This is a genomic window from Bacillus sp. AY2-1 (assembly GCF_008368965.1).
In the GTDB taxonomy this organism is placed as follows: Bacteria; Bacillota; Bacilli; order Bacillales; family Bacillaceae_G; genus Bacillus_A; species Bacillus_A thuringiensis_S.
Window position 1 is genome coordinate 1 of sequence record NZ_QPEL01000277.1, and the last position, 1,659, is coordinate 1,659.

Consider the following 1,659-nt stretch of genomic DNA (forward strand, 5'->3'; position numbering starts at 1 on the left):
AGCTGAAACCTTTTTTACTACTTATGTAATTGTGATGCGATAACTTCCTGTGTATGCTTCGTTAATTCTTTAATATCCATATTCGCATAATCTTCAGGTGTAATCGGCTTAGAAATTGTTACTGTTGCATGAGCTGGCTTCATACGATTTCCATTCGCTTCAAACATCTTATATGTACCATCTAACGTTACAGGTAAAATTGCTACACCTGACTTTACTGCAAGATGAAAACTACCAGCCTTAAACTCTCCAACTTCGCCACCCTTACTTCTTGTCCCTTCTGGGAAAATTACGATAGAATGTCCATTCTTTAATAGCTCGATTCCATCTTTAATTGCTTTAAGAGATTGACGACGATCGCTACGATCCATAAATACACAATTCATAAGTTTCATCCAAGTTGGCACAACTGGGAACTTTTTAATTTCTGCTTTTGACACAAATCCAATTGGTTTATTTAAGTAACCTAGTAAAACAGGGATATCCATATTACTTTGGTGATTACTTACAACTAGTACCGGCTTGTCTTTCGGAACATTTTCAAGCCCTTTCACTTCTACTGTCCCTCCAGCTACACGTACCATTTTCTTACCAAACCAATTTGTCGTTTTGTACACAGCATTATCTTTTTCTTTTGGCGCCATCGTATTTACTTGTCTTTTAAGACGCCACATTCTCGGTGTAATCGCAATTACGATTAAAATTAAATAAAAGATTTTAAAAAACGTTTGAATCATACAGAACCCCCACCTATTATCATTCCGACCTTCATTATACTAGACAAACGAAGGAAAAAGAAGAAAAAAAGTCCAAACATCAAGTGTTTGGACTTTTTAAGGCATTCTATATTAGAAACGTTTTGCTAATTCACGAGCATTAGCAATTGCTGCTTCTTTAATTTCTTGTGCTTTTTCAGGGTTTGCATTCATACCTTCAACTGCAATATATTCAGTTTCATTTACTCCGACAAATCCTAATACAGTTTTTAAGTGATTACGACCGAAGTCTACAGCTGCGTATGCTCCTTCAGAATATACGCCACCTGTTGCTTGAATGTGAAGTGCTTTTTTACCTTCTAATAAGCCAACTGGACCATTTTCAGTATATTTGAATGTTTTACCTGCGATTGCTACGTTATCTAAGTATGCTTTTAATACTGGTGGATAGCTAAAGTTCCACATTGGAGTTACGAATACATAACGATCTGCATGCATAAATGTTTCTAAGTTTGTGTTCATTGCTGCTACTTTTTGTTGTTGAACTTCAGTTAAAGTTTCAAAGCCTTCACCTGCTGCAAATTTACCCCAAGCACCAAATACATCTGCATCGATTGCTGGTACAGTAGTATTGAATAGATCAATTGTTACAACTTCGTCTTGTGGATGCTCGTTTTTATAAGCCTCGATGAAAGCTTCCCCTACTGCCATTCCGAAAGAACCTTCTGCTGAATTTGGATTTGCTGTGATAAATAGTACTTTTGTCATTGTATTCTCTCCCTTTTTTCTCTTTATCTTTAATTCAAGATTTATTTTTCGAAAGTTAATAACTTACCTTATGTAAGTATAATACAAAAAGTTTTAATTAATGTCAATAAAAAATAGCTGCTTTTTTTTCGTAAGTTAATGATTTATTTTGTTTCTTTAAAATTTAGTATACAGA

The 1,659-nt window shown here is 34.7% G+C and carries 2 protein-coding genes; both read right to left on the bottom strand.

What is annotated here, in order from left to right:
• Positions 1 to 17: 17 nt before the first annotated feature.
• Positions 18 to 737, bottom strand: coding sequence for a lysophospholipid acyltransferase family protein (locus tag DN403_RS30345; RefSeq protein WP_149186094.1), 720 nt, complete (start codon positions 735 to 737; stop codon positions 18 to 20).
• A 111-nt stretch (positions 738 to 848) separates the two neighbouring features.
• On the bottom strand, positions 849 to 1,484 hold the full coding sequence (locus tag DN403_RS30350) for an FMN-dependent NADH-azoreductase (protein ID WP_149186095.1): 636 nt from the start codon (positions 1,482 to 1,484) through the stop codon (positions 849 to 851).
• Between the last annotated feature and the right edge of the window lie 175 nt (positions 1,485 to 1,659).